The organism is Micromonospora sp. A202 (assembly GCF_006715105.1).
In the GTDB taxonomy this organism is placed as follows: Bacteria; Actinomycetota; Actinomycetes; order Mycobacteriales; family Micromonosporaceae; genus Micromonospora; species Micromonospora zamorensis.
On the sequence record NZ_VFMP01000001.1, the window covers coordinates 5,748,542 to 5,773,331 of the forward strand.

Genomic DNA, 24,790 nt, shown 5'->3' on the forward strand with positions numbered 1-24,790 from the left:
GTGCACACCCTGCTGGTAGCCGTGCACCCGGAGCCCGGGTCCCTCACGCACCACACGGTTCGGCAGCTCGCGGCGGCGCTGCGCCCGGGCTCGGTCGAGATCGCCGACCTGGCGGACGAGGACTTCGACCCGAGGTTCGGTGTGGCCGACCGTCGGGCATACCAGCAGCGTGGCGAGCCCCCGCCCGACGTGCGCCGCGAGCAGCAGCGCCTCGACCGCGCCACCGACCTCGTGCTGGTCTTCCCGGTCTACTGGTGGTCGATGCCGGCCCTGCTCAAGGGATGGATCGACCGAGTCTTCATCAACGGCTGGGCCTTCGACTACGCCCCCTCCACCGGCATCCAACCCAAGCTGCAACAGCTCACCACCCACCTGCTCCCCATCGCCGGTGACGACGCGGGGCTCTACGAGCGCCACGGGTACGGGCAGGCGCTGCGGACGCAGATCGAACACGGGATCGTGGACTACTGCGGCAGCCGCCGTGGCGTCACCGCATTCGTGCACGAGTCCGAACAGGACGACTCCTCCGCCACAGGGCGGGAGGTCGAGCGGGCCGTAGCCATGATCCGGGACGCCATCTCCGTACCACTCGACGCCCGTTAACCGGTTCGCGGAGATCGCAAGCTCCGGCAGAGTGGTCGTGTGACCGGAAGAGGACTGCGCGTCGACGGATCGATTGCCCGTGAAGGGGCCCTGAGTCGGGTTCCCGGCGCATTCGCCGATGTTGTCGACGCCGCACGCGATCGGATAGCCAGGCGTTTCGGCGACGGTCAGCTGCACAGCGCCTACGTCTACGGCAGCATCCCGCGCGGCACCGCCAGGCCCGGGATCTCCGATCTCGACCTGCTGCTCGCCCTGCACGCCGAGCCGACCGAGACCGACCGGCTGGATGCGGCGAGGATCGAGCAATCCCTCGACCAGGCCTTCGACCAGATCGACGGCGTGGGGATCCTGCTGTTCAGCACACGCACCCTGCTCAGCGAGCTCGAACGTCATGACCTCGGCTTCTTCGTCGCCTGCCTGTGCACTCCACTGCTCGGCGACGACCTCGCCGAGGAACTTCCCCGTTACCGGCCCACTGCCCTGCTCGCCCGGGAGACGAACGGCGACCTGTCATCGGCGCTGCCGGAATGGGGCAGGCAGGCGGCCAGGGCGACCACTGACAACCAACGTAGGGGCCTCAGCAGGCTCGTCGCTCGTCGCATCGTCAGGACCGGATTCACTCTGGTCATGCCTCGTTGGGGAGGTTGGACGAGCGACCTCACCGAGTCCGCCGAGGCGTTCGGCACCTACTACCCGGCACGTGCCGAGCAGATGCTCGGGGCTGCCAGGATCGGCCGTGCACCGTCGGCGGATCCGGCTGTCCTACGCCAGCTCATCGACGACCTGGGGCCGTGGCTCGCAGCGGAGTACACCGCCGTGCATGGCTTGAAGGCCGTCCGTCCCTGACGTCGCAGCATGCCCCGAGGAAGGCACTGACTCCACGGCGACACCAATGTCGTCCGCTAGCGCCTTTGCTGCCGCGTCGGTCGGCCGACACGAAGGTGCGGGCGACAAGACTCTGTATCTCGACCGGGTCATCCGCTGCGACGAGCGCGATGCCTGTGAGTCATCAATATGACTCACAGGCATCAGCCTCAAAAGAGCGTGGCCACCCAACCGGGGACCGCAGGAGTCAGACGTCGAAGCGGAACTGAGAGCCGCCCCCGGTCATCCTGGAGCGGGAGCCCGCCGGAGGCGCGGGACCCGCCACACCGTGACCGGAGACAGCTCGTCGGCGCGGCCGGAGTCGGTCAGTGCTCGCGCAGGTCGTAGGTGTGCTGATTGCGCTCGATGTCGGCGTTGTGTTCGACAGCCCACTCGGCGAGGGTCACGGCGGGCCCGATCAGGGTGCGGCCGGTGTCGGTGAGCTGGTACTCGACGCGCGGAGGCACCTCGGCGAAGACGTGCCGGGAGACGAGGCCGTCGCGTTCCAGGTGCCGAAGGGTCCGGGTCAGCATGCGCTGAGAAACCCCCGGGATGCGCTGCTGCAACTCGCTGAAGCGCATGCGTTCGCCGTCGAGGGTCGCCACGACCAGCAGGCTCCACTTGTCCCCGATCCGGTTGAGGATGCCGCGAATGACACGGCCGCCGTCGCCACGGATCAGACACGACTTCCCGTACTTCGACATGACCCCTCGATGTGGGTAGGGCACAGGGATGTGCCTTTTGTAGAGCCCTCGATCATGCCCGAGGATCTGGTTACTTACTACTCGTGACCACGGGGGACTGATGGAGATCGCGTACTGGATCGTCAGCGGGCTGCTCGCGCTGTTCTACCTGTACTCGGGCGGCATGAAGATGGTCCGGAGCCAGGCACAGCTCGCACCGATGATGGCGTGGGCAGGCACCGCGGTCCCGATGGCCGGCGTACGCGCCATCGGCGTGGCAGAGGTGCTCGGCGCCCTCGGCCTCATCCTGCCGCCGCTCACGGGAATCGCACCCGTCCTCGCAGTCGCGGCAGCCGCCGGGCTGACGATCCTGCAGGTCCTCGGGGCCGGATTCCACCTCTCCCGAGGCGAACGGAAGGACGTGTGGCTGAACCTGGTTCTGGCCGCGGTCGCCGCGATCGTCACCTGGCTCGCCGTCGCCCTCTGAGCGCCCGACGTCCGCGTGTCAGCCAGACCTGCCCGGCTGGACGGCTTGAACCACAGGGGTCAGACGTTGAAGCGGAACTCCACCACGTCGCCGTCCTGCATAACGTAATCCTTGCCCTCGATGCGGACCTTGCCCGCCGCCTTGGCCGCCGCCATGGAACCGTACTCAACCAGGTCGTTGTACGAGACGACCTCGGCCTTGATGAAGCCGCGCTGGAAGTCGCTGTGGATGACACCCGCGGCCTCCGGCGCGGTGGCGCCGACCGGGACGGTCCAGGCGCGTGCTTCCTTGGGGCCGGCCGTGAGGTACGTCTGGAGGCCGAGCGTGCGGAAGCCGACCCGGACGAGCTGGTTGAGGCCGGGCTCGTTCTGCCCGATCGACTCCAGTAGTTCGCGGGCCTCCTCCTCGGGCAGGTCCACCAGCTCAGATTCGATCTTGGCATCCATGAAGACCGCCTCGGCGGGGGCGACCAGGGCGCGCAGCTCGTCGAGGAACGACTCGTTGGCCAGTTCGGCCTCGTCGACGTTGAAGACGTACAGGAAGGGCTTGGTGGTGAGCAGGTGCAGCTCGCGCAGGTGCTCCAGCTCGATCTTGGCGGCAGCGGCCCCGGAATAGAGGGTGGTGCCGCCGTCGAGCACCTCGATCGCGGCCTTCGCGGCGGCGACCGCGGCGGCCCTGTCCTTGCGGAGCTTGGCTTCCTTCTCCAACCGGGGCAGCGCCTTGTCCAGGGTCTGCAGGTCGGCGAGGATCAGCTCGGTGTTGATCGTCTCGATGTCGTCGGCCGGGGAGATCTTGCCGTCGACGTGCACCACGTTCGGGTCGGAGAAGGCCCGCACGACCTGGCAGATCGCCGAAGCGTCCCGGATGTTGGCCAGGAAGGCGTTGCCCCGGCCCTGCCCCTTGGAGGCGCCGCGGACCAGGCCGGCGATGTCGACGAACGACACCGGGGCCGGCAGCACCTTCTGCGAGGAGAAGATCTCGGCCAGCTTGCCCAGCCGCTCGTCGGGCAGCCCGACCACGCCGACGTTGGGCTCGATGGTGGCGAACGGGTAGTTCGCCGCCAGCACGTCGTTCTTGGTCAACGCGTTGAAAAGCGTGCTCTTGCCGACGTTGGGCAGGCCGACGATGCCGATGGAAAGACTCACGACCGGCCAGCTTACGCGGGTGTCGACCGGACCGGTCCAGGCGGCTCGGTTTCCGACGGCACGGCCCCCGGCGAGGGGCAGCGATGACCGGTCGTCAGCCGAGCAGGCGTGGGGCGATGACCGCCTCGCGGACGCTGCCGTCCGCGCCACGGCTGACCTCGTACGCCGAGACACCCTCGCGGTCCGCGATTGCCTCGACCAGGCGGATGCCCCGGTAGACCAGACCGACCCCGTCGTCGGTGCAGTGGCTGGTCGGGAGCGTCCCGTTGCCCACCAGCTCGTGCATCAGCGGGCGGCGCTGGCCCTCGCTGTCGTAGTGCACCCCGTTGCCGTACGGCAACCAGGCCAACCCCTCGGTGAAGCCGCGCAGTCGGGGGCCGAAGCTGTCGGTGGCACCGCCGACGTGCCAGCAGATCGAGCCGGCGGAGACACCGGCCAGCACCACACCGGCCTGCCAGCACTCGTGCAGGATGTCGTCGAGCCCGTGCACCCGCCAGACGGCGACCAGGTTGGCCACGCTGCCGCCACCGACCCAGATCACGTCCTGGGCGAGCAGGTGGGCGCGGACGTCCTCGACGTTCGGCATGGGGAAGAGGGCGAGGTGCGACAGCCGGAACCGGGTGTCGGCGAACGCGCCGTAGACGGCGGTCAGCGAGGTGGGCTGGTCACCGACGGCCTGCCCGAGGTAGCAGATGCGTGGCTGCGGACCAGCCTCGGCGAGCTCCGCCGCCAGCTCGAAGACCGGGCTGGGGCGCATGTCGTACGGCCCTCGGTCGCCCCGGGAGAAGCCCATGCTGGTGGCGATGATGGTCGGTTCGCTGGCGGGCATCGGGGCGTCCTTCCGTCGGGGCGGTGCGGCGTCCATCCTGCCGCAGCCACGAGGCGGCCGGTCACCCGCCCGCGTGCCGGCCGCGGCGCTGGCGGGGCACCTCGACCTCGGGCCACTGGGCCTCGGGCGGCCGGTCGGCCGGGGGCAGTTGCGCCGCGGCTGCGCGGGGCAGGGTGAACCGGTCGGCGGCGGCCGGGCCTGCCGAGAACGACTCGCGCAGCATCCAGCGCACCTCGTCGGCCGTCCAGCCCAAGCCGGCTCGCGCGGCGATCTCGCGCACCAACCGCCGGCCGACGCGGGTGTCGTCGTCGTAGAAGCGCATGCACCAGTGGTGGGTCCACATCCCGAGTGCCCGCAGGCCCGCGTCGTCGAGTGAGCCGACCAGCCGACCGCAGGCGGTGTCGGAGAAGGCCTGATCGGGGTCGACCGCCCGGTCCCGTTCGATGGCGCCGACGGCGGCCGGTGCGACGGCCCGCATCCGCCGGTAGAAGGACTGCGCCACCGCGCGGGGCAGCGCCGGGAACGCGCCCGGTGTCGACGCCGCCGCCCAACCCGCCACGCTCGTCATGTCCCGCACCCCTTCTTCAGTTGGTTGCCGGACGGTACCCGTCACGACCGACACTTCCGGACCGAAAAACACCCCGGATCGCGGATAGCGACGATGACCTGGGGCGTCTGTATGGGTGACAACGAAACGGGGGTGGTGGGTGGACGAGGACGAACGCGCTCGGCTGGCCGAGTTCGTCGGCAGCCGGACACCGGCGTTGATGCGGGTCGCGTACCTGCTGACCGGGGACCGCAACGCCGCCGAGGACCTGTTCCAGTCGGCGTTGGCGCGAACCATCCCGAAGTGGGAGACCATCCGGCACGCCGATCCCGAGGGGTATCTCCGCGTGGTGATGTACCGCGAGCAGATCAGCTGGTGGCGGCGACTTCGCCGACGGCGGGAGACGCCGCTCAACCCGGCCGACGAGCCCGTTGGCGCCGACCCGAGCGGTGGCTCCGACGTACGGCTGGCGATGCGTGCCGCGCTGCGCCACCTGCCACCGGCGCAGCGGGCGGTGGTGGTCCTGCGCTACTACGAGGACCTGCCCGAAGCCCGGGTGGCCGAGCTGCTCGGTTGCTCGGTGGGCACCGTCCGCAGCCGTGCGCACCGGGCGGTCAAGCGCCTGCGCGACCTGCTGCCGGAGATCGAGTTGCTGGAGGTACGGCGATGATCGATCCCTTCGAGAGCCTCATCCGCTCCACCCTCACCGACCTGGCCGAGGAGGCACCGATCGTGCATGACCAGTTGAACCGAGCGGAACGGCGGGTCCGCAACAGACGCCGCGCCACGGTGACCATGGGGGCGGTGGGCACGCTCGCGGCGATCCTGATCGCGACGCCGATCGCCCTGGCCGCGAGCGGCTCGGACGGGCCTCCGCCAGCTGCGCCGAGCCCGGCGGGCCCGGCAGCCGTCCCCGTCCCGTCCGGGCCGCCGCCCGGCGTGCCGATCGTCACACCAAGCCCCGCCGACCCCACAGCGGTGCCGAGCCCGCCCGGCGTGCCGGGCCGACCGACGGTCACGCCGGTTCCGGGAGGCCCACCCGGCGTACCGGGCCGGCCCACTGTCACCCCGGTTCCGGGAGGCCCACCCGGCGTACCGGGCCGGCCCACTGTCACCCCGGTTCCGGGAGGCCCACCCGGCGTACCGGGCCGGCCCACTGTCAGTCCGACCCCGTCCGGATGAGCAGGACCGGTCAGGCCGGCGGCGTCCCGGCACCGGCCTGACCGGCCGCCCCACGGTCATCTCCGGCCCCGGCGGTGCCACGACGCAATTGACGTCCGTGAGCCGCAGGGCAGGGAATCGGTCGGAGATCCCGGTCACCATCGCGCGGCGCTCCCCGTACCGGCGAGCGCCGCGCGTGCTGGCGAACACGACGCATCGGTCCACCGAGTTTGTCGGGGCCGGCATGCCCGCTCATCCTGGGGCCATGACCGACCACGACGGCCGAGCGGCTCAGGGGCAGCGATGACCACCGCCATGGCCCGGGTGCCCGACTCCCTCCGGGGGCAGATCGTCACACCCGGCGACCGCCGGTACGCGCAACTGCGCTCGACGTACACCACGTCGGCGTCGCCGGCCGCCGTCCTGCTGCCGAAGACCACCGCGCAGGTGGTCGACGCGCTCCGGTACGCGCGGGAACAGCGGCTGCCCATCGCCGTCCGCAGCGGCGGGCACGGCTTCTCCGGGGCGTCGTCCAACAACGGTGGCGTGGTCATCGACCTGTCCATGCTCAACCGGGTGCAGGTCCTCGACGAGCGGGCCGGGCTGGTCCGCATCGAGGCCGGTGCCCGCTGGGCGAACGTCGCGAAGGCGCTGGCCCCGTACGGCCTGGTGGTCAGCTCGGGTGACTACGGCGGCGTGGGCGTCGGCGGCCTGGCCACCGGCGGCGGTGTGGGGTGGCTGGTCCGTGCCCACGGCCTCACCATCGACCGCGTCCGCGCGGTCGAGGTGGTGCTCGCCGACGGGACGCTGGTGCGTGCCGACGCCTCGCACGAGCCGGAGCTGTTCTGGCTGGTCCGGGGTGCCGGAGCAGGCGCGGGGATCGTGGTGGCCTTCGAGGTCGAAGCGGCCGAGCAGCGCAACGTCGGCGTGGCGCAGCTGGTCGTCGAGGCGCACCCGGACGGTCGCACCATCCGGGAGTGGACGAGTTACCTCGCGCAGGCCCCACGGGAGCTGTCCGCGGCCGCCGTGGTGTACGCCGAGGGTCGCTCGGTCCTCATGTCCATCACCGCCGTGGTTGCCGCCGAGAGCCTGCGCCGGGCCCGACCGGCGGTGGAGCCACTGCTCGCCATCGGCAAGGTGCTCGAACACCGGACCGACCTGCTGCCCTACCCGACGCTGGTGCCGACCGCGCACCTGCACCCGAACATCGGGCAGCAGCGGGGCACGACCACCAACGGTCTGTTCACCGGGCTGGACGACGCCGGCGCGCGGGCCGTGACGCGAGCGGTGACCGGGCCGGGGCGGGCGGTGGTCCAACTCCGCTCGTTGGGTGGGGCGGTCAACGACGTCGCGCCCGACGCGACCGCGTACTCCCATCGCCACCAGAACACGATGGTGGTCGCGTCGGTTTTCCCGCCGCAGGGCGCCGGGGCGTTGGACGCGGTCTGGCGGGCCGTCGGTGCCCGCGCCGACGGCGCGTACGTCAACTTCGAGAGCCGACCGGACCCGGCCGCGTTCGCCCGGATCTACCCGGGCGAGACCGGGGCCCGGGTGCGGCGGCTGTGGAAGCGCTACGACCCGGACGGCGTGTTCCGGTCGGCCCTGCTGACCGGCCAACCCAACCGGTCCGGCCAGTCCACCCGCGCAGGCCAGCAGGCCCGCTCCGGCCAGCCCAGCCGCGCCGGGCAGTCCGCCCGGTCCGGCCAGCCTCACCGGCGTCGCCGCTGACCACGCCGGGCGTACGCCGAGGTCCGATTCCCGCCAGCCGACGACGCACCGAGCGGGGCATCATCGGTGACATGGAGATGGACTTCGAGCGGTGTTACCGGGCTGTGGACAGCCGTGACCAGCGGTTCGACGGCTGGTTCTACACCGGCGTGACGTCCACCGGCATCTACTGCCGGCCGTCCTGTCCGGCGATCACGCCGAAGCGGAAGAACGTCCGGTTCTTCCCGTCCGCCGCCGCGGCGCAGGGTGCCGGGCTGCGCGCCTGTCGCCGCTGCCGGCCCGACGCCGCTCCCGGCTCGCCGCAGTGGGACATCCGCGCCGACGTGGTCGGCCGGGCGATGCGGTTGATCGCGGACGGCGTGATCGACCGGGATGGCGTACCGGGGTTGGCCTCCCGTCTGGGCTACACCGAACGGCACCTGCACCGGATGCTGAGCGCCGAGATGGGCGCCGGGCCGCTGGCGCTGGCCCGGGCCCAGCGAGCGCAGACCGCCCGGATCCTGATCGAGACGACCGACCTCGGGATGGCCGAGATCGCGTTCGCCGCGGGCTTCGGCAGCGTGCGGCAGTTCAACGACACGCTCCGCGAGGTGTACGCGAGCGCCCCGTCCGACCTGCGCGCGGCCCGTGGGCGCCAGCAGGCGGCGGTCGGGGCGGGGACCATCGCGCTCCGGCTGGCGTACCGCCCGCCGCTGCACGCCCGGGCGCTGCTGGACTTCCTCACGGTGCGGGCGTTGCCCGGCGTGGAGGAGGTTCGCGACGGGACGTACCACCGGGGTCTGCGGTTGCCACACGGCACCGGCGAGGTGGCGCTGACCCCGGCGGACGGGCACGTGGCGGCGACGCTGCGGCTGACCGACCTGCGCGACCTGGCACCCGCTGTGGCCCGCTGTCGCCGGCTGCTCGACCTGGACGCGGACCCGGTGGCGATCGACGGCACGCTCGCGGCGGACCCGGCGCTGGCGCCGGCGGTCGCCGCCGAGCCCGGCATTCGGGTGCCCCGCGCGGTGGACGGCTTCGAAATGGCCGTCCGTGCCGTCATCGGCCAACAGATCTCGGTAACCGCAGCCCAAAAGACCCTGACCCGCCTCCTGGCCGCCCATGACCCCGTTGATCATGAGGTTGACGAGGCCGATGGAGATCAAACTCCAGGCCAACCTCATGATCAACGCGGCGAGGGCGGGCTGCGGGGGTTCTTGAGCGCCGACGAGCTGCTGGGCGTGCCGGACTCCGGGTTCGGGATGCCGGTGGGGCGGCGGGAGACCTTGCGAGGGCTGGCGCGGGCCGTCACCGACGGGACGGTCGACCTGGCGCCTGGGGTGGATCGGGAGGAAGCCGTGCGGCGGCTGCTCGCCCTGCCCGGCATCGGCCCGTGGACCGCCAACTACCTGGCCATGCGCGCCTTCGGCGACCCCGACATCCTGCTCAGCACCGACCTCGCGGTCCGGCGCGGCGCCGCCGCGCTCGGCCTGCCGGACACCCAACAAACCCTCGACGGGTACGCCGACCGTTGGCGTCCCTGGCGGTCCTACGCCACGATCAGACTCTGGAGAGCGGCATGACCATTGACAGCACCGTCCTGAGCACACCGACCGGCCCGCTGAGCATCCTCATCGGCCCGGACGGCGACGTACGGGCGGCCGGCTTCACCCCGGACCCGGCGGCGCTGCTGCCCCTGGTCCACCCCACCCTGCGGGCGCCACTGCGACAGCTGGCCGACCTCGGCCCGGTGAGCACGGCAGTCCGGTCCTACCTGGACGGCGACCTCGCCGCCATCGACACGGTGCCGGTCCGTCAGCTCACCGGCGGAGAGTTCATGGCGCACGCCTGGCAGGTGCTGCGTGAGGTGCCGCCGGGCACCCCGGTCACCTACACCGGGTACGCGGCACTGGCCGGCCGGCCACCGGCGGTGCGGGCCGCCGCCGCAGCCTGCGCCCGGAACGCGGCGGCACTGTTCGTGCCCTGCCACCGGGTGCTCCGCACCGACGGGACGCTCGGCGGTTACCGCTGGGGGCTGGACGTGAAGAAGTGGCTTCTCGGTCATGAGCGGCGCTTGACAGCAAGCTGACAGAGGCATCGACACCTGTTAGACGCTACCGTCTGGTAGTGCCTGTGGAGAGCGACGGCGACCCGGCCGCCCGGGTCGCCGCGGGCAGCCACCCCGTGCACAACCTCTGGCGGCTGCGCCCCTACCTGCGCCCGTACGCGGCTGAGTTCGCCTGGTTGCTCCTCGCGGGGCTCGCCGGCACGGCGGCCGGGATCGCCGTACCGCTGGTCGTGCAGCGGGTGGTGGACGGGCCGGTGGCCCGCCACGAACCTGCCGGGCTGCTCCAGCTCGGGGGCCTGGCGCTGCTGCTCGGCGTGGCCGAGGCGGTGCTCATCTTCATCCGCCGGTGGGTGCAGTCCTCCTCGGCGGTGGGCATGGAGGCGGCGCTGCGCGCCGACGTCTACGCCCACCTGCAACGGTTGCCGACGAGCTTCCATGACCGCTGGCAGTCCGGGCAGTTGCTCTCCCGGATCACCAGCGACCTGTCGGTGATCCGCCGGTTCCTCTCCTTCGGCGTGTTCTTCCTGGTGCTCAACCTGACCACCTACGTGGTCGTGGTGGTGCTGCTGATCAACCTGCACACGGCACTCGGGGTGCTTGTGGCGGCCAGCGCGGTGCCACTGCTGCTGATCAGTCGCCGGTTCGGGCGGCACTACCACGCCGCGTCCCGACGGATGCAGGACCAGCAGGGCGACGTGGCGACCCTGGTCGAGGAGACCGCGCAGGGCCTGCGCACCATGAAGGCGTACGGCCGGGGGCCCGAACTCGCCGCCCGCTTCGCCGGTGGGGCCCGGAGGTTGCACGACACGGGCGTCGGCAAGGGTCGGCTGCTGGCCAACACCTCGGCGTTGCTCGACCTGGTGCCGAACGTGACCCTGGGCGTGGTGCTGGTGGCCGGGGCGGCCGCCGCCGCCGGAGGCGCGCTCACCATCGGCGAGCTGGTCGCGTTCGTCAGCCTCCAACTGATGCTCATCTGGCCGGTGCAGTCGCTGGGTTGGATCATCGCCAACGGCCAGGAGGCAGCCACCGCCGCCGACCGGATCCAGGAGGTGCTGGACACCCCACCCCGGATCGTGGACTCCCCCGGCGCGCTCGCGCTCCCCCGCGACGCGGTCCACGGGCGGCTCCGCTTCGAGCGCGTCGCGTTCAGCTACCCGGGTGCCACCGCGCCGGTGCTGCACGAGATCGACCTGACCATCGAGCCGGGTGAGACGCTGGCCCTGGTCGGGGCCACCGGGTCCGGCAAAAGCACACTGCTGTCCCTGGTGCCCCGGCTGCACGACGTCACCGCCGGCCGGATCACCCTCGACGGGCACGACCTGCGCGAGCTGCGACTGGCCTCGCTGCGCCGGCTGGTCGGGGTGGCGTTCGAGGAACCCACGCTGTTCTCCATGTCGGTCCGCGAGAACCTCACCCTGGGTCACCCGGACGCCGGCGACGACGACGTACGCGCCGCTCTCGCGCTGGCTCAGGCCGACTTCGCCTACGACCTGCCGTGGGGGTTGGCCACCCGCGTGGGTGAGCAGGGGCTGTCCCTCTCCGGCGGGCAACGGCAGCGGCTCGCGTTGGCGCGCGCCGTGCTCGGCCGGCCGCCGGTGCTGGTGTTGGACGACCCGCTGTCCGCGCTCGACGTGCACACCGAGGCACTGGTCGAGGCGGCGCTGCGTCGGGTCCTGCGCGACAGCACCGCGCTGTTGGTCGTGCACCGGCCGTCGACGATCGCGCTGGCCGACCGGGTGGCGCTGCTCCAGGACGGCCGGATCACCGCGATCGGCCGGCACTCCGAGCTGCTCGCCACAACGCCGGCCTACCGGGCGCTGCTCGCCGCCGAACCGCCACCCAGGACCGGCGAGCCGTCCGTCGGGCACCCGCCGTCGTCCGGAGCCACCGGGTCGAGCCCGTCCGCTTCCGACGGCTGGGGGCTGGTGCACTCGTGACCGTCCCGAAGCAGGCCGACCCACCGCCCGAGGAGGAGCCCGAACTCACCCGCTGGCGCGGAACCGCCACCGACCCGGAGGCCGACCGGAGCCGGGCCGAGGACACCGCGCCCGAGGCGGTAGCCCGGCTACGCCGGCTCAGCCGGGTCCTGCTGGCCAACCTGCTGCGCCCGCACCGGGGGCGACTCACCGTCGCGGTCGGCCTCCTGCTGGCCCAGAACGCCGCGGCGATGGCCGGCCCGTACCTGGTCATGATCGGCATCGACCGGGCCATCCCGCCGCTGCGGGCTGGCGACCCCGGCCCGTTGGTCGCCGTCGCCGGGGCGTTCGCGGCGGCCTCGGTGATCGAGTACGTGGCCCGTCGCGGGTTCCTCACCCTCTCCGCGCGCATCGGCCAGGCCGTCCTGCTGGACCTGCGGCAGCAGGTGTTCGGGCACTTCCTGCGGCTGTCGGTGGGTTTCCACGAGCGCTACACCTCCGGCCGGATGGTCTCCCGGCTCACCAGTGACCTGGACTCGATCGCCGAACTGGTCGACGGCGGGATCGACAGCCTGGTGCTGGCCGGGCTGTCCATCCTGTCGGTGGCCGCCATCCTGCTCTGGCTGGACCTGCCGCTGGCCGCCGTGACGCTGCTCGCCTTCCCGTTCCTGTTCTGGATCTCCCGCTGGTTCGCCCGGTCCTCGGCCAGCGCGTACCGGCGGACCCGGGACGCTGTCGCGCTGGTCATCGTGCATTTCGTCGAGTCGATGCGGGGCATCCGGGCGGTGCAGGCGTTCCGCCGGGAGCCGCGCAACCAACGGATCTTCGTGGCGCTCGGCGACGACTACCGCCGCACCAGCCTGCACGCGTTCCGGCTGATCGCCACGTACTCGCCCGCGATCAAGCTGATCGGCAACATCACAGTGGCGGTGGTGCTCTGCTACGGCGGTTGGCGGGTGCTCGGCGGGCAGACCGAGGTCGGGGTGCTCGCCGCGTTCCTGCTCTACCTGCGCCGCTTCTTCGAGCCGATGCAGGAGCTGAGCCAGTTCTACAACTCGCTCCAGTCGGCCACCGCGGCTCTGGAGAAGCTGGCCGGGGTGCTCGACGAACGACCGGCCGTCGCCGAGCCGGCCCGACCCACCCCGCTGCCGACCGGTCCCGGTCGCGGTGAGCTGACCTTCCGGGCGGTGTCCTTCGGCTACCGCCCGGACACGCCGATCCTCGCCGAGCTGGAGCTGACCGTGCCGGCCGGGCAGACCGTGGCGCTGATCGGGCCGACCGGCGCGGGCAAGTCGACCATCGCCAAGCTGGTCGCCCGGTTCCACGACCCGGACACCGGCACGGTACGGCTGGACGGGGTCGACCTGCGCGACGTGCGCGACGCCGACCTGCGCAGGGCGGTGGTGCTGGTGACGCAGGAGAACCACCTGTTCAGTGGGACAGTCGCGGAGAACATCCGATTCGGTCGCCCGGGCGCGGACGACGCCGAGGTCCAGGCCGCGGCGCGGGCGATCGGCGCGCACAGCTTCATCGCCGCACTGCCTGAGGGGTACGCCACCCAGGTGCACCGGCGCGGCGGCCGACTCTCCGCCGGGCAACGGCAGCTCGTCGCGTTCGCCCGGGCCTTCCTGGCCGACCCGGCAGTGCTGATCCTGGACGAGGCCACGTCGTCGCTGGACGTGCCGACCGAGCGGCTGGTGCAGCGGGCCCTCGGCACCATCCTGCGCGACCGCACCGCCCTGGTGATCGCGCACCGGCTCTCCACTGTGGAAACCGCCGACCGGGTGCTGGTCCTCGACGACGGCAAGGTCGTCGAGGACGGCCCGCCCGCCGTGCTGGCCGAGGCCGACGGCCGGTACGCGGCCCTGCACCGGCAGTGGCGCGACTCGCTGATCTGACTGCCTGTCCCCGGTCGATGCCCGCCCGTCTGCCCGCCGGTGTGTTCGGCGGCAACTACGTGGCCGGGCACCCGGGAGGTGCCTACGATCGCATGATGACCGAAACGGCGAGGACGGCCCGCGCCGGCGTTCCCGAGCGTCCGACCCTGGACGGGCTCGAGAAGAGCTGGGCACGCCGCTGGCAGGAGGAGGGCACGTACGCGTTCGACCGCTCGAAAGAGCGTAAGGACGTGTACGCCATCGACACCCCGCCGCCGACCGTATCGGGCGAGCTGCACATGGGGCACGTCTTCTCGTACACGCACACCGACACCGTCGCGCGCTACCAGCGGATGCGCGGCAAGGCCGTCTTCTACCCGATGGGCTGGGACGACAACGGCCTGCCCACCGAGCGGCGCGTGCAGAACGTGTACGGGGTGCGCTGCGATCCGGCGCTGGCGTACGACCCGGTGTGGCGGCCACCGGCGGCCCCGGTCGACGACGCGGCCCGCCGTGACCCCACCCCGATCTCCCGACGCAACTTCATCGAGCTGTGCGAACGACTGACGGTCACCGACGAGCAGGTGTTCGAGGCGTTGTGGCGGCGGCTCGGGCTCTCGGTGGATTGGTCGTTGACCTACACGACGATCGGCCGGGTCGCCCGGGCCACCAGTCAGCGGGCTTTCGTGCGCAACCTGCTGCGGGGCGAGGCGTACCAGTCGGAGGCACCGACGCTCTGGGACGTCGGCTTCGCCACCGCGGTCGCCCAGGCGGAGTTGGAGGACCGGGAGCGCCCCGGCGCGTACCACCGGCTGCGGTTCGCCACGCCCGACGGGCGTGAGGTGCTCATCGACACCACCCGACCCGAGCTGCTGCCGGCCTGCGTGGCGCTGGTCTGTCACCCCGACGACGAGCGGTACGCCGACCTGGTCGGCGGCACGGTGCGCAGCCCGTTGTTCGCCGTCGAGGTGCCGGTCTATTCCCACCCCCTCGCCGACCCGGCCAAGGGCACCGGCGTCGCGATGGTCTGCACGTTCGGTGACCTGACCGACGTGACCTGGTGGCGTGAGCTGCAACTGGACACCCGGGTGGTGATCGGCCGGGACGGCCGTCTGCTGCCCGAGCCGCCGGCCGGGGTGCCGGCCCAGCCGTACGCGGCGCTGGCCGGGCAGACCGTCAACGGCGCCCGCCGGGAGATCGTCGGGATGCTGGCCGACGCGGGTGACCTGATCGGTGAGCCGCGCCCGATCACCCACCCGGTCAAGTTCTACGAACGCGGCGACCGGCCACTGGAGATCGTCTCGACTCGACAGTGGTATCTGCGCAACGGCGGCCGGGATGCCGAGCTCCGGGCGACGCTGCTGGCCCGGGGCGGGGAGCTGCACTGGGTGCCGGGGCACATGAAGCACCGCTACGACAACTGGGTGGGCGGCCTGACCGGGGACTGGCTGGTCAGTCGCCAGCGCTTCTTCGGGGTGCCGGTGCCGGTCTGGTACCGGCTCGACGACACTGGCGAGCCGGACTGGTCCCACCCTCTCACGCCGGACGAGTCCGCGCTGCCAGTCGATCCATCCAGCGATCCGGCGCCCGGCTACGACGAGTCGCAGCGTGGCCGTCCGGGTGGCTTCATCGGCGACCCGGACGTGTTGGACACCTGGGCCACCTCGTCGTTGACCCCGCAGATCGTCGGCGGCTGGGAGACCGACCCGGACCTGTTCGCCACGGTCTTCCCGATGGACCTCCGCCCCCAGGGGCAGGAGATCATCCGGACCTGGCTCTTCGACACAGTGGTCCGGTCGCACTTCGAGCACGGGGTGCTGCCCTGGCGGGACACCGTGCTCTCCGGCTGGATCCTCGACCCGGACCACAAGAAGATGTCCAAGGCCAAGGGCAACGTGGTCACCCCGCTGGCGCTGTTGGAGCAGCACGGCTCGGACGCGGTGCGCTACTGGGCGGCCAGCGGCAAGCCCGGCATGGATCTGGCCTACGACCCGGCACAGATCAAGATCGGCCGGCGGCTGGCAACCAAGCTGCTCAACGCGTCCAAGTTCGCGCTCGGGCTGGGTGCGGCGGACGCGTTACGCGCACCGGCGACCAGTGCGCTGGACCGGGCCATGCTCGCCGAGCTGGCCACCGTGGTCACCGCCGCCAGCACCGCCTTCGACTCGTACGACCACACGGCGGCGTTGCAGGCCACCGAGGCGTTCTTCTGGCGGTTCTGCGACGACTACATCGAGCTGGTCAAGGAACGCGCCTATGGCACCGGTGCGGGGGCCGACTCGGCGCGGGCGGCGCTGGCCTCGGCGCTGTCGGTGCAGCTGCGACTGTTCGCCCCGTTCCTGCCGTACGTGACCGAGGAGGTCTGGTCGTGGTGGCGGTACGGCTCGGTGCACCGTGCGCCGTGGCCCACCACCTACGAGGTGGCCCGGACGATCGAGGGGTCGGGTGACCCGGCGCTGCTGCGCCTCGCCGGCGACGCGTTGAGCCAGGTGCGGCGGGCCAAGTCGGAGCGGAAGCTGTCGATGAGGGCGGAGGTGCCGCTGGCCGAGGCGCTCGGCCCGGCGGCGCTCCTGGAACAGCTCACCCTGGTCGCCGACGACCTGCGGGCAGCCGGCCGGATCGGCAAGCTCGACCTGCTCCCCGACCGCACCCCGGAGCTGGTGATCGCCTGCGCCTTCTGACCCGTGTCCGCCGCCGCCCACCCCCCGAGGCGGCGGCGGACCGGTGTCACCAACCGCGCAGGAAGCGCAGCCCGAGCAGGAACGCGACCACCGCGGGCCCCACCAGCAGGGTGATCGCCTGGAGGCGGTACGGCATCCGGTGCCGGGTCAGCTCGCCCGCGTTGCCCAGCACGATGGCCCCGGCCAGCATCAGGAACGCACCCCACCAGCCGGTCTCCAGGTCGATCAGGTCCACCCGGATCAGTTGCAGCGTCAGACCGAGCAGGGCGCCGGTCAGCGCGAGCAGGGCCACCGCCCGGTGCAGGCCACGGGCCAGCGGGTGGGCCGCCCGCCAGTAGTAGGTGCCGGCGACCGCCAGACAGGGCAGCACCACCAGCAGGGGCCAACCCCGCCCCATCACGCCGAACATCAGCAGCGCGCCCACCGCGAACACCAGGGTGCCGATGCAGGCGAGCATGTAACCGGCGAACGCCCGGCCACCACCCCGGGCCAGCAACGGCCCGCCGCTGGCCGCGATCAGGGCGGCCGGGATCAGGATGAACACGGCCCACCAGTGGAACTGGCCGGTGCCCTGAGCGGCCGTGGCGACCGTGGCGCAGGCCAGCCCGGCGACGGCCAGACTGGTCAGCCATGGCCGGCTGCTCCGGGAGTACGGCTCAGCCAACGACGTCTGCTCCGCTTCGACGCTCACGCCCATCAGCCTGGCCTGAGGTGGCCTGACCGGTCCATCCGGCCAGCCCTACCGCCAGGCGGGGGCTGGCCGGAACAGCGCTTCGCACCGGTGTCAGCTCGTCTCGCCGGCCACGCTGAACGAGCGCAGACGGTCGATGGCCAGCACTGTGAAACCGACACTGACCAGAGCGGTCATCACCGACGCCACCGGCACCGACACGCTGGTCTCCAGCAGCCCGGTGGGGGCGAGCCGGTCGGCGAGGGCGATCACGTACTGCTGGATGGAGAGCACCTTGGTGCCGCTGACGAAGTTGCCCAGCAGCCCCTCCCAGATCAGCACGTAGACCAGGCCGAGCAGCACCGGCCGCCTGGTGACCAGACTGAGGGCGAGGAACAACGCCGAGTACGCCAGCGCGCCGAGCGCCGCAGCGACCGCCAGTGCCAGTCCGAGGCGTACCGAAGCGGCCAGCACGCCCGCGACGTAGAGCGGCACCACCACGGTGGCCGCGGTGACCCCGGCGGCCACCGCGAGCTTCGGCAGCACGATCTGCCAGCGCGGCAGCGGCTTGGTCAGGATGTGCACCACAGTGCCGTCGTCGATCTCGGCGCCCAGCACGCCGGTGCCGATGATCAGCGCGACCACCGGCAGCACCACGGCCAGCCCGAGGCCGACCAGCACCGGAGGCCCCCACTCGCCCGGGTCCACCCCCAGCGACCGGCAGAGCACTGCCAGCCCGAGCAGCACCAACGGCAACGGGAGCAGCAGCAGGAACCGACGCCGGCCGAACAGCCCGCGTGCGGTGATCCAGGTAATGGTCGACATGTCAGGCCTCCACCAGGTAGGAGAAGACGCTCTCCAGAGACTCGTCGGACGGCACCAGCTGGCGCACCCGGATGCCTTGCTTGAGCGCGATCCGGGGTAGCGCCCGGGTGAAGGCGCCATAGTCACCGGCGCGCACGGTCAGGCCCGTCGGGTCCAGCTCGACTCCGCTCACCGACGGCTCGGCGATCAGCGCGACGGCCAGCGCCCTGTCGTTCGTCGACCGCACCGCGAACACGTGCGGGCGATTGGTCATCAACCGACGGATGGTCCGGAAGTCGCCGGAGGCCGCCAACCGCCCGGCCACCATCACCTGCACCGTCCCGGAGACCTGCTCGACCTCCTCCAGGATGTGCGAGCTGAACAGGATCGTCCGGCCGGCGTCGCCCAGGCTGTGCAGCAGCTCCATCATGTGCAGCCGCTGGCGCGGGTCCATCCCGTTGAACGGCTCGTCGAGCAACAGCACCTGCGGGTCGTGCACCATCGCGGCGGCCACCCGGGCCCGCTGTCGCATGCCCTTGGAGTACGTGCCGATCCGGCGGTCCTGCGCCGACTCCAGCTCCACCAGGTCGATCGCCCGCCGGGTCGCCGCCGCCGGGTCGGGCAGCCGGTGCAGCTTCGCGCTGGCATGCACGAACTCGTACGCGGTGAGGAAGCCCTGCACCGCCTCCCGCTCGCTGACCAGCCCCAGCCGCCGGTAGACGTCGGGGTTGCGCCAGGTCGGCTCGTCGTCGAGCGTGACCGTGCCGCGTGACGGGGACAGGAAGCCGGCCATCATGTGCAGCAGGGTGGTCTTGCCGGCGCCGTTCGGGCCGAGCAGCCCGGTCACGCCCGGCCCCAGGGCCATGCTGATGTCGTTGACCGCGACCACGTTGCCGTACCACCGGGACACCCCGGTCAGGCTCAGCGTGCTCATCAGGAGGCGACCTTCCGGTAGCGAGCCAGCAGGAGGGCGGTCGCGCCGGCGACCAACAGCACCGCGGCCAGGGCGTAGACCGGGCCGAACCCGCCGATCATCATCTCGCCCGGATCGCCCTCGACCAGCAGGTCACCCAGCGACCAGATGCCCACCCCCTGCACCAGCGTGGAGGGCGAGGCCAGCCCGGCCAGCTCGTTGGCGGCGCGCGACGGCAGGATGCTCAGCACCCCGACGATCGGGGTGGTCATCAGGAAGACCGCCACCACCCCACCGGCGGCGAAGGCGCGCTTGCCGGTCAGCGAGGCGACCAGCAGCCCGACCGAGGCGAAGACCACCGCCCACAGCCCGGCGTAGAGCAGCCCGGGCAGCAGGTCGAGCAACTCGTTCCACACCCCGCGCATGCCCTGCTTGGTGGTGAAGGCGGCACCCAGGAACATCAGCAGCTGTGGCCCGCCGAGCAGCAGCCAGAGGGCGGTGACCAGCGCCAGCAGCTTCGCCAGCGCGTAGTCGCTGCGCGGCAGCGGCCGGGAGAAGTACAGCGGCAGCACACCGCTGCGCAGGTCCCGAGAGACCAACTCCGGAGCGACGACAGCGACGAAGAAGATGACAAGCCAGCTCATCGCGTCGGCGAACTGGGCGTACGTGGCGACCGGCTCGCCGATCTGGCTGCGTACCGCGGCCAGGGCCACCGCGACCAGGGAGACGATGCCGACCACCAGCCACGGGAAGATCTTGGCCTTGGCGCTGCGCCCGAACCCGAACGCGGTGCGCAACCCGTGCAGGTAGAGGGCGCCGAAGACCTGCCGGCGGCCCAGCCTCGGGCCCTCGTAGCGCTGGTAGCCGATGTCGTGGATGACGCCTGTCGGCGCGGGGCGCACGGCGGAGGCGGTCGGCTCAGGCATGGGAGAGCTCCCTCGTGGCGAAGAGTTCGGCCACCCGGTGCCGGCGCTGGTCCAGTCGGTGCAGTGGCAGGTCCAGTTCGGCGACCGCGCCGAGGATCAGGTCGTAGGTGCCGTCGTCGGCGAGTGGCACGAGGAGCAGTCGCCCGTCCCGCGCCACCGGCAGTTTGAGCTCGGCGAGCCGGGCGGCAAGCTCCTCGGTGCCCTCGCTCACCTCGACGGCGAGCACGTCGGTGGCCGAGGTCATCGCGGAGATGTGGTCGGCGCGCAGCAGTTTGCCGCCGTCGATGGCGATCAACGTGTCGCAGATCCGCTCCACCTCCCCGAGCAGGTGCGAGCACACCAGCACGGAGATGCCGAACTCGGTGCCGATCCGGTGCACCAGGGCCAGCATGGCGTCGCGGCCGGCCGGGTCAAGGCCGTTGGTCGGCTCGTCGAGCAGCAGCAGGTCGGGGTCGTGCACCAGCGCCTGGGCCAGCTTGACCCGCTGCTTCATGCCGGTCGAGTAGCCACCGACCGGGCGGTAGCGCTCCTCATAGAGCCCCACGTGCCGTAGCGCCTCCGAGGCCCGCTCGCGAGCCGCGGTGCGGGGCAGGCCGCTCATCCGGCCAAGATGGGTGACCAGTTCGGCGGCGGACAGGTCCGGTGGGAGGCAGTCGTGCTCCGGCATGTAGCCGACCCGGTTGCGGACAGCCGCCGGGTCTGCGGTCGGGTCGATGCCGAGCACCGAGACCTGACCGCTGGTTGGTGCGATCAGGCCGAGCAGAATCTTGATCAAGGTGGATTTACCGGCGCCGTTCGCGCCCACCAGGCCGATGATCCCGGGCTCGACGGCGACGGTGAGGTCGGCGAGCGCGGTGACCCGACCTCCGTACGTCTTGGTGAGCGACTGGGTCGCGATCAGTGTCACGGTGCCCAGCGTAGGGAGTGCGGGCCTGCCTGAGACACCGGCGCGCCCCCGGCGCTTCCCTGATCCTTGGCGTAGCGGACCCCTAAGGTCCCCTGCCCTGCTGCTGGGGAGGTTTTTCCGCAGTCCCGCGCCCGGCGCCACCCCGCCTCAGAAAAAGCCCATCGGGGGTGGGACGATTCACGTTCCGTTCAACGGGCAGTAATCGGGCGGTCGTCAGTGAGCGCTGGCGGATCCGGCGCTGCTCCGGCCCGTCGAGGTCGTGGAGTGGCGCCCTCGACCGATCGGCGGTCGGCTGCGAAACTGTGTGCCGGTCAGCGAGTGGGGGGTGTGGATGAGCAACAGCTGGGTGCTGCCCGACGAGGTGCTGCGGGACGCACCGGCGTACACGCCACGTCCGGGTGAGCTCGCGGATCTGGAGCTGCTGCTGACCGGCGCGTACGCCCCTCTGAACGGCTTCATGACCCGCGCTGACCTGGTCTCGGTGAGCCGACGCGGCCGGCTGGCCGACGGCTCGCCGTGGCAGGTCGCGGTGACCCTCCAGGTGCCGGCCGCCCTGGCGCAGAGTTTCGATCCGCGCGACCCGGCCCGTCGGGCGCTGGTGCTCACCGACGGCGAGGGCGCCCCGACGGCTGCCCTGGACGTGGCGGACGTCTGGCCGGTCCGCGAGGGCGTGGCGGGGGTCGGCGGCCAGGTCCGACGACTGGGCGACGGTGGTCACGGCCCGTTCCAACGGCTGCGCCGCAGCCCGGAAGAGGTCCGCGCGCTGCTGCCCCCGGGCCGGGTGCTCGGCGTCGTCGCCGATCGGCCGCTGCATCGTCCGCAGCTCGCCCAGATCGCCCATGCCGCCCGCACCCTGGCCGCGCACCTGCTCGTGATGATCCCGGTCGGTGAGGGTGGCGTCGGCGGGCTCCCGCCGGAGGCGCTGGTACGCGCCGTCTTCGCCGCCCGCGACCGGATGCCGCCCGCCACCCTGGTCGCGGTGCCGTTGTCGCACCGACAGGAGGAGATCAGCGACGCGCTGCTGCGCGCGCGGGTCTCCGCCTCGTACGGGGTCACGCACCTGCTCTCCACCGGCGAGATGCTCTCCGGTGCCGGGCTGCGGGTGCTGGTGCCGCGCGAGCTGGCGTACGACAACCGGGACGGGCAGTGGCGCTGGCGGGAGGACATCCCACCGCGCAACCGCCGGCTCGCGTTGACCCAGCAGGAGATCGACGACCTGCTCGACCGGGGTTTCCCGTTGCCGGAGTGGCACACCCCGCCAGCCGTGGCGAGGGAGCTGGCCCGGGCCCGGCCGCCGCGCCGGCACCGAGGGCTGGTGGTCTTCATGACCGGCCTCTCCGGTTCCGGCAAGTCGACGATCGCCCGAGGGTTGGCGGACGCGTTGCGCGAGAGCGGCGACCGGACCGTGACACTGCTCGACGGGGACGTGGTGCGGCGGGAACTCTCCGCCGGGCTGGGCTTCAGCAAGGCCGACCGGGATCTCAACGTCCGACGGATCGGCTGGGTGGCCGCCGAGGTCGCCCGGCACCACGGGGTGGGCATCTGCTGCCCGATCGCCCCGTACGCGGCCGCCCGCGCCACTGCCCGGGAGATGGCCCTGGCCGCCGGTGCGGGTTTCGTGCTGGTGCACGTCGCCACCCCGCTGGAGGTGTGCGAGCGGCGCGACCGCAAGGGCCTGTACGCGCGGGCGCGGGCGGGCCTGCTCACCGGGATGACCGGCATCGACGACCCGTACGAGGAGCCGACCGACGCCGACCTGGTGCTCGACACCACCGACCTGAGCGTCCCGGACGCGGTGCAGGCGGTGCTGCACCACCTGACCGAGACCGGCTGGGTGGAGCTGAAGATCGCCTCCGCCTGAGGCGTCGCCGTGCCCCCGTTCCTTCCACAGCTGCCCGCTACGCGCTAGTGTTCATCTTTGTTGGAACACGTTTGACCGCGTGAGAGTACGGGGACCCCCGGGAGGCACGGCAATGCTCGCTCAGCAGCGGCAGGTGGCCATCCTGGAGCGGGTCCGGTCGACCGGCGGCGTCCGGGTGAGCGAGCTGGCCACCGAGTTCGGTGTCTCCGACATGACCATCCGCCGTGACCTGGAGGCGCTGCACGAGCGCGGCCTGCTGGCCAAGGTGCACGGCGGCGCCACCACAGCCGGGCCGGGGTCGACCGACGAGCCGGGGTTCCACGCCAAGTCGGTCCGCCAGCTGCCCGAGAAGGCCGCCATCGCGGACCGGGCCGCCCAGCTCGTCCGGCCGGGCGCGGCGGTCGCCCTCTCCGCCGGCACCACCACCGCCGAGCTGGCCCGGAGGTTGGTGGACGTGCCCGGCCTGACAGTGGTGACCAACTCGCTGCCGGTGGCCGAGATCCTGCACGCCGGAGGTCGACCGGACCAGACGGTGGTGCTCACCGGCGGCGTACGCACACCGTCGGACGCGCTGGTCGGTCCACTCGCGGTCGGTGCGGTCCGGTCGCTGCACCTGGATCTGCTCTTCCTGGGCGTGCACGGCATCACCGAGCGGGCCGGCTTCACCACCCCGAACCTCATGGAGGCGGAGACCGACCGGGCGCTCGTGGCCGCGGCGGACCGGTTGGTGGTGCTCGCCGACCACACCAAGTGGGGCACGGTGGGCATCTCCTCGATCGTCGAGCTGGCCGCCGCACACGTACTGGTCAGCGACGACCGGTTGCCTCCGCCCGCCCGACGGGTACTCGGCGAACACGTGGGCGAATTGATCATGGTGAAGGCAACAGGGGCGGGCCGCGCGACGCGCACGCCGACGAGTGAGGGGACGGCGCCGTGAAGCGCACAGCGATCGACCTGGCCGACGGCCGGGAGCTGATCTACTTCGACGAGCGCGACGACGCCGTCCGCGACCAGCCGGACCGCCGCGACCTGCCGCCGCCGCCTCCCGCGTCCCAACTGCGCTACGACCCGCTGACCGACGAGTGGGTGGCGGTCGCCGTGCACCGGCAGACCCGCATCTTCCTCCCGCCGGCGAACGAGTGCCCGCTCGACCCGTCGGTGGGCGACCGGCTGACCGAGATCCCCGCGCCCGACTACGACGTGGTGGTCTTCGAGAACCGGTTCCCGTCGCTGAGCGGCCGGGTCGCCGACGAGCCCGGGCAGATCACCCCGTTCACGTCGGTCCGGCCGGGCCTCGGGCGGTGCGAGGTGGTCTGCTTCACCTCGGACCACAACGCGTCCTTCGCCAGCCTGCCCCCGCGCCGGGTCCGCACGGTGCTGGACGCGCTCGCAGACCGCACCGAGGTGCTCGGTGACCTGCCCGGCGTGGAGCAGGTCTTCTGCTTCGAGAACCGGGGCGTCGAAATCGGCGTCACGCTGCACCACCCGCACGGGCAGATCTACGCGTACCCCTTCGTGACGCCGCGCACCCGCGCGCTGCTGGCCGCGGCCCGCCGGCACGCCGAGCGGACCGGCGGGGGCAACCTGTACGCGGACGTGCTGGCCGCCGAGCGCGCCACCGGCGACCGGGTGGTCACCGAGAACGAACACTGGACGGCGTTCGTCCCGGCGGCGGCCCGTTGGCCATTCGAGGTGCACGTCGCGCCGCGCCGGGTGGTGCCGGACATCCCGGCGCTCAGCGACAGCGAGCGGGACGCCTTCGGGCCGCTCTACCTGGATCTGCTGCGCCGCTTCGACGGCCTGTTCGACATGCCGATGCCGTACATCTCGGCCTGGCACCAGGCGCCGGTGCGCATCGACCGGGAGCTCGGCCACCTGCACCTTCAGCTGTTCAGCATCCGACGCGCCAAGGACAAGCTGAAGTATCTGGCGGGCTCCGAGTCCGGGATGGGTGTCTTCATCAACGACATCTCCCCGGAACGCGCCGCCGAGCTGCTGCGCGCCGCCTGAGCCGCGCTGCTTTCCCGCCCTGCAGTGAGCGCTGCGAAACCCCGCGCTGAGCGCTGCGAAACCCCGCGGTGAGCGCTGCGAAACCCCCGCGCTGAGCGCTGCGAAACAGGGCGCGGGGGGCCCGGGACAGG

The 24,790-nt window shown here is 72.0% G+C and carries 23 protein-coding genes; 14 read left to right on the forward strand and 9 right to left on the reverse strand.

All coding sequences use genetic code 11. The annotated features are described in order from the left end of the window. Both FBZ33_RS26570 and FBZ33_RS26575 read left to right on the forward strand, forming a co-directional pair. Positions 1–603 carry an NAD(P)H-dependent oxidoreductase gene (locus FBZ33_RS26570; protein ID WP_141911082.1) on the forward strand — a complete coding sequence of 201 codons (603 nt, stop codon included), beginning with the start codon at positions 1–3 and terminating at the stop codon, positions 601–603. A gap of 39 nt (positions 604–642) precedes the next feature. Next, a complete protein-coding gene (locus FBZ33_RS26575; protein ID WP_141911083.1) occupies positions 643–1,449 on the forward strand; it encodes a nucleotidyltransferase domain-containing protein in 807 nt (268 codons plus the stop codon). A 344-nt stretch (positions 1,450–1,793) separates the two neighbouring features. Here the strand turns inward: FBZ33_RS26575 and FBZ33_RS26580 are convergent, their stop codons facing one another. Next, positions 1,794–2,171 carry a helix-turn-helix domain-containing protein gene (locus tag FBZ33_RS26580; RefSeq protein ID WP_141911084.1) on the reverse strand — a complete coding sequence of 126 codons (378 nt, stop codon included), beginning with the start codon at positions 2,169–2,171 and terminating at the stop codon, positions 1,794–1,796. Between the two features lie 100 nt (positions 2,172–2,271). On the opposite strand from FBZ33_RS26580, the gene FBZ33_RS26585 reads away from it, so the two are divergent. Further along, positions 2,272–2,637: a DoxX family protein gene (locus FBZ33_RS26585; RefSeq protein WP_141911085.1), complete on the forward strand. Its 366-nt coding sequence runs from the start codon at positions 2,272–2,274 to the stop codon at positions 2,635–2,637. A 59-nt stretch (positions 2,638–2,696) separates the two neighbouring features. Here FBZ33_RS26585 and ychF read toward each other — a convergent pair whose 3' ends face one another. The 3 genes from ychF to FBZ33_RS26600 form a co-directional block, all read right to left on the reverse strand. Further along, positions 2,697–3,782 carry a redox-regulated ATPase YchF gene (ychF, locus tag FBZ33_RS26590; RefSeq protein ID WP_141911086.1) on the reverse strand — a complete coding sequence of 362 codons (1,086 nt, stop codon included), beginning with the start codon at positions 3,780–3,782 and terminating at the stop codon, positions 2,697–2,699. A gap of 94 nt (positions 3,783–3,876) precedes the next feature. Beyond that, positions 3,877–4,611 (reverse strand): peptidase E, encoded by a 735-nt coding sequence (locus tag FBZ33_RS26595; protein ID WP_088950114.1) that lies wholly within the window; start codon positions 4,609–4,611, stop codon positions 3,877–3,879. A 61-nt stretch (positions 4,612–4,672) separates the two neighbouring features. After that, entirely contained in the window at positions 4,673–5,179 is a 507-nt protein-coding gene (locus FBZ33_RS26600) for a hypothetical protein (protein ID WP_255509049.1), read from the reverse strand. Positions 5,180–5,318: 139 nt separating this feature from the next. Here FBZ33_RS26600 and FBZ33_RS26605 point away from each other — a divergent pair, with 139 nt between their 5' ends. The 8 genes from FBZ33_RS26605 to valS all read left to right on the forward strand — a co-directional run bounded on the left by FBZ33_RS26605 (position 5,319) and on the right by valS (position 16,568). After that, positions 5,319–5,828 carry a SigE family RNA polymerase sigma factor gene (locus FBZ33_RS26605; RefSeq protein WP_141911087.1) on the forward strand — a complete coding sequence of 170 codons (510 nt, stop codon included), beginning with the start codon at positions 5,319–5,321 and terminating at the stop codon, positions 5,826–5,828. Continuing rightward, positions 5,825–6,340, forward strand: coding sequence for a hypothetical protein (locus tag FBZ33_RS26610; RefSeq protein ID WP_141911088.1), 516 nt, complete (start codon positions 5,825–5,827; stop codon positions 6,338–6,340). The genes FBZ33_RS26605 and FBZ33_RS26610 overlap by 4 nt, the downstream gene beginning before the upstream one ends. A 282-nt stretch (positions 6,341–6,622) precedes the next feature. Beyond that, a complete protein-coding gene (locus tag FBZ33_RS26615) occupies positions 6,623–8,047 on the forward strand; it encodes an FAD-binding oxidoreductase (RefSeq protein ID WP_141911089.1) in 1,425 nt (474 codons plus the stop codon). Between the two features lie 71 nt (positions 8,048–8,118). Beyond that, positions 8,119–9,609: a DNA-3-methyladenine glycosylase 2 family protein gene (locus tag FBZ33_RS26620; RefSeq protein WP_141911090.1), complete on the forward strand. Its 1,491-nt coding sequence runs from the start codon at positions 8,119–8,121 to the stop codon at positions 9,607–9,609. Beyond that, positions 9,606–10,115: a methylated-DNA--[protein]-cysteine S-methyltransferase gene (locus tag FBZ33_RS26625; RefSeq protein WP_141911091.1), complete on the forward strand. Its 510-nt coding sequence runs from the start codon at positions 9,606–9,608 to the stop codon at positions 10,113–10,115. Before FBZ33_RS26620 ends, FBZ33_RS26625 begins: the two co-directional genes overlap by 4 nt. A 38-nt stretch (positions 10,116–10,153) precedes the next feature. Beyond that, positions 10,154–12,031: an ABC transporter ATP-binding protein gene (locus FBZ33_RS26630; RefSeq protein WP_141911092.1), complete on the forward strand. Its 1,878-nt coding sequence runs from the start codon at positions 10,154–10,156 to the stop codon at positions 12,029–12,031. Further along, entirely contained in the window at positions 12,028–13,908 is a 1,881-nt protein-coding gene (locus tag FBZ33_RS26635; RefSeq protein WP_141911093.1) for an ABC transporter ATP-binding protein, read from the forward strand. The genes FBZ33_RS26630 and FBZ33_RS26635 overlap by 4 nt, the downstream gene beginning before the upstream one ends. Before the next feature lie 95 nt (positions 13,909–14,003). Then, positions 14,004–16,568 (forward strand): valine--tRNA ligase, encoded by a 2,565-nt coding sequence (gene valS / locus FBZ33_RS26640; protein ID WP_141911094.1) that lies wholly within the window; start codon positions 14,004–14,006, stop codon positions 16,566–16,568. 46 nt (positions 16,569–16,614) lie between these two features. On the opposite strand, the gene FBZ33_RS26645 is transcribed toward valS, so the two are convergent. The 5 genes from FBZ33_RS26645 to FBZ33_RS26665 all read right to left on the reverse strand — a co-directional run bounded on the left by FBZ33_RS26645 (position 16,615) and on the right by FBZ33_RS26665 (position 20,788). Next, a complete protein-coding gene (locus tag FBZ33_RS26645; RefSeq protein WP_247671908.1) occupies positions 16,615–17,265 on the reverse strand; it encodes a hypothetical protein in 651 nt (216 codons plus the stop codon). 87 nt (positions 17,266–17,352) lie between these two features. Next, positions 17,353–18,063: an ABC transporter permease subunit gene (locus FBZ33_RS26650; RefSeq protein ID WP_099848524.1), complete on the reverse strand. Its 711-nt coding sequence runs from the start codon at positions 18,061–18,063 to the stop codon at positions 17,353–17,355. 1 nt (position 18,064) lies between these two features. Beyond that, on the reverse strand, positions 18,065–18,976 hold the full coding sequence (locus FBZ33_RS26655) for an ABC transporter ATP-binding protein (protein ID WP_141911095.1): 912 nt from the start codon (positions 18,974–18,976) through the stop codon (positions 18,065–18,067). Then, a complete protein-coding gene (locus tag FBZ33_RS26660) occupies positions 18,976–19,881 on the reverse strand; it encodes an ABC transporter permease (RefSeq protein WP_088950125.1) in 906 nt (301 codons plus the stop codon). The genes FBZ33_RS26655 and FBZ33_RS26660 overlap by 1 nt, the downstream gene beginning before the upstream one ends. Next, on the reverse strand, positions 19,874–20,788 hold the full coding sequence (locus FBZ33_RS26665) for an ABC transporter ATP-binding protein (RefSeq protein ID WP_088950126.1): 915 nt from the start codon (positions 20,786–20,788) through the stop codon (positions 19,874–19,876). The genes FBZ33_RS26660 and FBZ33_RS26665 overlap by 8 nt, the downstream gene beginning before the upstream one ends. A 331-nt stretch (positions 20,789–21,119) precedes the next feature. Here FBZ33_RS26665 and cysC point away from each other — a divergent pair, with 331 nt between their 5' ends. The 3 genes from cysC (at position 21,120) to galT (ending at position 24,659) form a co-directional block, all read left to right on the forward strand. Further along, positions 21,120–22,649, forward strand: coding sequence for an adenylyl-sulfate kinase (gene cysC / locus FBZ33_RS26670; protein ID WP_141911096.1), 1,530 nt, complete (start codon positions 21,120–21,122; stop codon positions 22,647–22,649). Between the two features lie 112 nt (positions 22,650–22,761). Then, the gene (locus FBZ33_RS26675) at positions 22,762–23,586 is read left to right on the forward strand and encodes a DeoR/GlpR family DNA-binding transcription regulator (RefSeq protein WP_141911097.1); all 825 of its coding nucleotides are present in this window, start codon (positions 22,762–22,764) and stop codon (positions 23,584–23,586) included. Next, on the forward strand, positions 23,583–24,659 hold the full coding sequence (galT, locus tag FBZ33_RS26680) for a galactose-1-phosphate uridylyltransferase (RefSeq protein ID WP_141911098.1): 1,077 nt from the start codon (positions 23,583–23,585) through the stop codon (positions 24,657–24,659). Before FBZ33_RS26675 ends, galT begins: the two co-directional genes overlap by 4 nt. Positions 24,660–24,790 lie beyond the last annotated feature (131 nt).